Genomic DNA, 5,422 nt, shown 5'->3' with positions numbered 1-5,422 from the left:
CTAACCCCCGGATGCGATCCCGAAGGTCCGGCTTTGGTGCCGGTTGCCGGGAAGGGTGGCGGTATGAGGGGCGTCGCGTCAACGCTCAGTAGATGGATTCTGTCAAATCTGACGAAATGAACATCATCTGAATGATGTCATTACATCATTCAGATACTCTCGGTCAGATACAGTTCCGGCTGAAGAAAATGCTGTCCGACCACCTCTGACATACCATTCAGAACCGCATTCGACATGAGCGTCACGATATCGCGGCAGAGGACGGAAAGCGGGGTCGAGATCACCAGGGTGATATAGCGGTCCTGTAGCGCCGCGCGGGTTTCCGGTGTCAGTTCGTTGACCACCAGTGCCACATCGCCGGGCTGACGCACCTCGCGCAGTGCCGCGATCGCGCCCTCCATCCCGCCGCCCGCGCAATAGATGCCGCGCAGATCGGGATGACGGGCCAGAAGGTCCAGCGTGGCCTCATAGGTCAACTGTCGCGTCTCAAGGTTCACCAGCGTATCGAGTATGGTGAATTGCGGCGCATATTCGCGAAAATACGATCGGAAACCGGTTTCGCGCAGCTCGTGCCCGTGCCAGCGATAGCCGCCGACAAAAACAGCGATCTTGCCCGGCCTGTGCACTGCAGTCGCGATCATTGATGCCGCGATCCGCCCGACTTTCAGGTTATTCATGCCGATGTAGTTCTGTCGCACACCTTGGGCAAAGTCGTTCAGAAGCGCAAAGCAGGGAATTCCATCCTCCTGCAATTCCTGCACGGCCTCGGTCACGATGTGATGGGTAACGGCGGTTGCCCCCATCACATCCACACGGCCTTTCAGCCCGCGCATCAGATCGGCAAAATCCCCCGGTGCCTGTGAGGCGGAATATTCGATGATCAACTCGCCCCGCACATTCGGCGCTGTCCGGACGGCCCGTTCCATCTCGGCGGCGAAGTTCTTGTAGAAGGCCTGCTTTTCCTTGTGCATGACAAAGCCGAAGCGCATCAGCGGCAAATCGGTCTTGATCCGCTGCCCGATAAGACCCGCCGCGTGATAGCCGATCCGGTGCGCAGCCTCAAAGACCTGGCGGGCCGTGGATTCGCGCACCTTCTCGCGTCCATTCAGCACGCGGTCGACCGTCGCCGTGCTGACGCCGGCCTCGCGAGCGACATCCGAGATTGTCATGCGCTGCGCCATTTTGCCTCCGGATATGAGGTAATCACATCATTCATGATGCCGCATTTTGACGATATCTGATGAGAATCCAAGCCCCGATCTATGTTGCAGCCAGAATCGCTCCTAGGCTGCTTGCATCAGGTCACAGGACACCAGACATGATCAAACGGGACTACAGCCTGCTGGGCGCTGACGCGCAACGCGCGGTCGAAACCGGCCTCGCGGCGGCAGAGTGGTATCACACCGAGATCCCCCGCAAGGAGATGAAAGCGCTGATGGCGCGCGAGGACGGACCTGCAATTCGCGATACGGTCATTCTCTTAACGGCGATGATCGCTTTCGCAGCTGCGGGTATCGCGCTCTGGCCGTCATGGGGGGCAGTGCCGTTCTGGCTGGCCTATGGTGTGCTCTACGGTTCGGCGATGGATTCGCGCTGGCATGAATGCGGGCATGGCACCGCCTTTCGCACCGGCTGGATGAACGATGTGGTCTACCAGATCGCCAGCTTCTGCATGATCCGCAACCCGGTCGCCTGGCGCTGGAGCCATACGCGCCACCATACCGATACAATCATCGTCGGGCGTGACCCCGAGATTGTGGCGATGCGCCCGCCCGCTTTGTTCCGCATCTTCCTGAACCTCTTCGGCATTCTCGACGCCTGGAACGGCTGGGCGCGGATGGTGCTGAACGCCTCGGGCCGCCTTGATGCGGAGGAGGCCAGCTTCATCCCGGAAAGCGAACATGCCAAGGTCATCCGCATCGCCCGGATATGGGCTTTGATCTACGCTGCCACCCTCGTGGCGGCGCTGGCCTTGGGTTCAATCCTGCCGCTCATGCTGATCGGCCTGCCGCGGCTTTACGGCGCATGGCACCATGTCCTGACCGGAGTGCTTCAGCATGCGGGCCTTGCCGAGAATGTCATCGACCACCGGCTGAACAGTCGCACCGTCTACATGAACCCGGTCAGCCGCTTCATCTACTGGAACATGAACTACCATGTCGAACATCACATGTTCCCGATGGTGCCCTACCACCGGCTGCCTGCACTGCACGACCGGATCAGGGATGACCTGCCCGCTCCAAACACCTCGATCTGGCAAGCCTATCGTGAGGTGCTGCCGGTCCTGAAACGCCAGCTCGCCTATGAGGACGATTTCCTGACGCGTGACCTGCCGCAGACGGCAAAACCCTACAAGCAGCAATTTCATGTCGCCGCGTCCGGCGCGAAACAAGAGGGATAAGCATGATCGGATGGATCGACGCCTGCGGGGCGGAGGATGTTGAGCTAGAGGATGTGATCCGTTTCGATCACGGGGGGCGGACCTATGCGATCTACCGCAGCCCGGAGGATGAGTACTACTGCACCGACGGGCTGTGCACCCACGAACAGGTTCATCTCGCCGACGGGCTGGTGATGGACAACGTCATTGAATGTCCCAAGCATAACGGCCAGTTCGACTACCGGACGGGTGAGGCCAAACGTGCGCCGGTCTGCGTCAATCTTGCCACCTATCCGGCAAAGGTAGAGGGCGGGCGGGTGTTCATTCAACCGCGCTGAGCCGCCCTCAGCCCCAGTCCAGAACCACCTTGCCGCTGCGCCCCGAACGCATGACCTCGAACCCGTCGCGGAAATCATCCACCTTGTAGCGGTGGGTAATGACCCGGCGGATATCGAGGCCGTTCTCCAGCATCGCGATCATCTTGTACCAGGTCTCAAAGATCTCCCGGCCATAGACACCCTTGATGGTGATCGCCTTGAAGACGATGCGGCTCCAGTCGACCGGCGACTTGCCCGGCGGGATGCCCAGCATGGCGATGCGGCCGCCCATCACCATATTCTCGACCATCTGGTCGAGGGCGGCCTGATTGCCCGACATCTCCATCCCGACATCGAAGCCTTCCTTCATCTTCAGGGCACCCTCGACGTCTTTCAGATCCTCGCGTGCGACATTGACGGGCACCACGTCGGTGACGCGGGCCGCCAGATCCAGCCGGTCCTGATTGACATCGGTGATCACCACATGGCGCGCGCCGACATGGCGGGCGACGGCGGCGGCCATGATGCCGATGGGGCCTGCGCCGGTGATCAGCACATCCTCGCCCACCAAATCGAAGCTGAGCGCCGTGTGAACCGCGTTGCCAAGCGGGTCGAGGATCGCGCCGATCTCATCATCGATCTCATCGGGCAGGGGGACGACGTTGAAGGCGGGCAGTTTGAGGTATTGGGCGAATGCCCCCTGTTCATTGACCCCGATCCCGCGCGTGGCGGGGTCGAGGTGGAATTTACCCGCCCGGCTCTGACGGCTTTGCTTGCCGATCAGATGCCCTTCGCCGGAACAACGCTGGCCAATCATCAACCCTTCGACATTGCGGCCGATCTCGACAATCTCGCCCGCGAATTCGTGACCCGTCACCAGACCTACCGGCACTGTCCGCGCGGCCCATTCATCCCAGTTCCAGATATGGATATCGGTGCCGCAGATGCCGGTCTTGCGGATGCGGATCAGAACATCGTCCGGACCGATCTCGGGCACGGGGCGGTGTTCCATCCAAAGCCCGACTTCGGGTTGCGCCTTCGCCAGTGCCTTCATGTCATTGCGCATCAGATCGCCCCCACCGCCTTGCCAGCGCCCCGGAAGGCGTCGAGTGCGAAATCCAGATCACCCTTCGTCAGCTTCGCGTTCATCTGCGTGCGGATGCGTGCCTGTCCTTTCGGCACGACCGGGAAGAAGAAGCCCGAGACATAGACGCCACGCTCATAAAGCGCCGTCGCCATCGCCTGCGCCAGCTTGGCATCGCCCAGCATCACCGGGATGATCGGATGCTCGCCGGGCAGAAGTGTAAATCCTGCATCTTCCAGCCCCGCGCGCCAATAGCCCGCATTGTCGAAAAGCTGCGCCCTCAGATCGTCGGCGGCCTCCACAACGTCCAGCGCTGTGATCCCGGCGGCCACCACGGCGGGCGGCAGGGCGTTCGAGAAGAGATAGGGCCGCGCCCGCTGGCGCAGAAGGTCGATGACGGGCTGCGGCCCGGCGATGTAGCCGCCCAATGCGCCACCCAGAGCCTTCCCCAACGTGCCGGTCAGAATATCGACCTCAACCCCGGCATGGGCGGGCGTGCCGCGCCCCTCCGGCCCCATGAACCCCGTCGCATGGCAATCGTCGACCATGGTCAGGGCGCCGTATTTCCCGGCCAAAGCCACAATCTCGGGAAGTTTCGCCAGATAGCCGTCCATCGAAAAGACGCCGTCCGTGGCGATCATGATGAACCGTGCCCCATCCCCGCGCGCCGCCTGCAACTGCACCTCCAGATCACCCATGTCGGAATTGGCGTAGCGGTAGCGTTTCGCCTTGCAGAGTCGGATGCCGTCGATGATCGACGCATGGTTGAGTGCGTCCGAGATGACCGCATCCTCGGGCCCCAGAAGCGGCTCGAACAGTCCGCCATTGGCGTCGAAACAGGCGGCGAACAGGATCGCATCGTCCTTGTTCAGGAACTGTGCGATCCGCGCCTCCAGCTCCCGGTGCAGGTCCTGCGTGCCGCAGATGAAGCGGACCGAGGCCATGCCATAGCCGTGATCATCCATCGCCGTCTTTGCGGCGGTAATCAGCGCCGGATGATCAGCAAGGCCCAGATAATTGTTGGCGCAGAGGTTCAGGACATCGCGTCCCGCCACCTTCACATGTGCGCCTTGTGCCGAGGTGATCAGCCGTTCGCGCTTGAAAAGCCCATCCGCCTCGATCCCGGTCAGAGTCTCGCCCAGATGCTTCAGAAAGCTCGCCTTGTCCGACATTGCAGATTCACCTCCGGTTTGACGGAATATTATCCGCTATCACGCCAATGTCAATATAGCGGATTTATATTCATAATTACGGATTTCTTCTGTTCCAAAATACTCCCGCCGGAGGCTCCCGCCCCCTCAACCCGTCAAACGGTCAGGAATTCTGCACGATCAGAATCGCCCGCGCCGCGCCGCCTTCGGCCTCGATCCTGTGTGGGCGGTCGGCGAAGTAGCGGGCGGTATCGCCCACGCCAAGCCGCTGCCTGTCGTCACCCGATACGACCGTCACCGCGCCTTCCAGTACCGTCAGATGCTCGCGGCACCCCGGCCCGTGCGGATCGCTGACCAAGCGGCCCCCGGTATCAAAGGCAAGATCATAGACCTCATGCTCGCCCGCCGCCTCGGCGGGCGAGAGGATGCGGATGCGCACGCCTTGTCCGCGCCCGGCGATTACCGGTGCGGCCTCGGACCGGATCACCTC

Annotated in this window: 6 protein-coding genes; 2 read left to right on the top strand and 4 right to left on the bottom strand. The window is 61.6% G+C overall.

From position 1 onward, the window contains the following. Positions 1-149: 149 nt before the first annotated feature. On the bottom strand, positions 150-1,181 hold the full coding sequence (locus WBB85_RS01245; RefSeq protein WP_432636808.1) for a LacI family DNA-binding transcriptional regulator: 1,032 nt from the start codon (positions 1,179-1,181) through the stop codon (positions 150-152). Between the two features lie 137 nt (positions 1,182-1,318). Here WBB85_RS01245 and WBB85_RS01240 point away from each other — a divergent pair, with 137 nt between their 5' ends. Next, positions 1,319-2,401, top strand: coding sequence for a fatty acid desaturase family protein (locus WBB85_RS01240; RefSeq protein ID WP_432636807.1), 1,083 nt, complete (start codon positions 1,319-1,321; stop codon positions 2,399-2,401). Positions 2,402-2,403: 2 nt separating this feature from the next. Beyond that, positions 2,404-2,718, top strand: coding sequence for a MocE family 2Fe-2S type ferredoxin (locus WBB85_RS01235; RefSeq protein ID WP_432636806.1), 315 nt, complete (start codon positions 2,404-2,406; stop codon positions 2,716-2,718). A gap of 7 nt (positions 2,719-2,725) precedes the next feature. On the opposite strand, the gene tdh is transcribed toward WBB85_RS01235, so the two are convergent. The 3 genes from tdh to WBB85_RS01220 all read right to left on the bottom strand — a co-directional run. Further along, the gene (gene tdh, locus WBB85_RS01230; RefSeq protein WP_432636809.1) at positions 2,726-3,751 is read right to left on the bottom strand and encodes an L-threonine 3-dehydrogenase; all 1,026 of its coding nucleotides are present in this window, start codon (positions 3,749-3,751) and stop codon (positions 2,726-2,728) included. Between the two features lie 11 nt (positions 3,752-3,762). Next, positions 3,763-4,953 (bottom strand): glycine C-acetyltransferase, encoded by a 1,191-nt coding sequence (locus WBB85_RS01225; RefSeq protein WP_432636805.1) that lies wholly within the window; start codon positions 4,951-4,953, stop codon positions 3,763-3,765. A gap of 142 nt (positions 4,954-5,095) precedes the next feature. Next, positions 5,096-5,422: cupin domain-containing protein (locus WBB85_RS01220; protein WP_432636804.1), on the bottom strand; the 327-nt coding region annotated here is incomplete at its 5' end.

This window comes from Albidovulum sp. (genome assembly GCF_049646345.1).
Lineage (GTDB): Bacteria > Pseudomonadota > Alphaproteobacteria > Rhodobacterales > Rhodobacteraceae > Albidovulum.
This window is presented reverse-complemented; position numbering and strand designations above follow the sequence as displayed.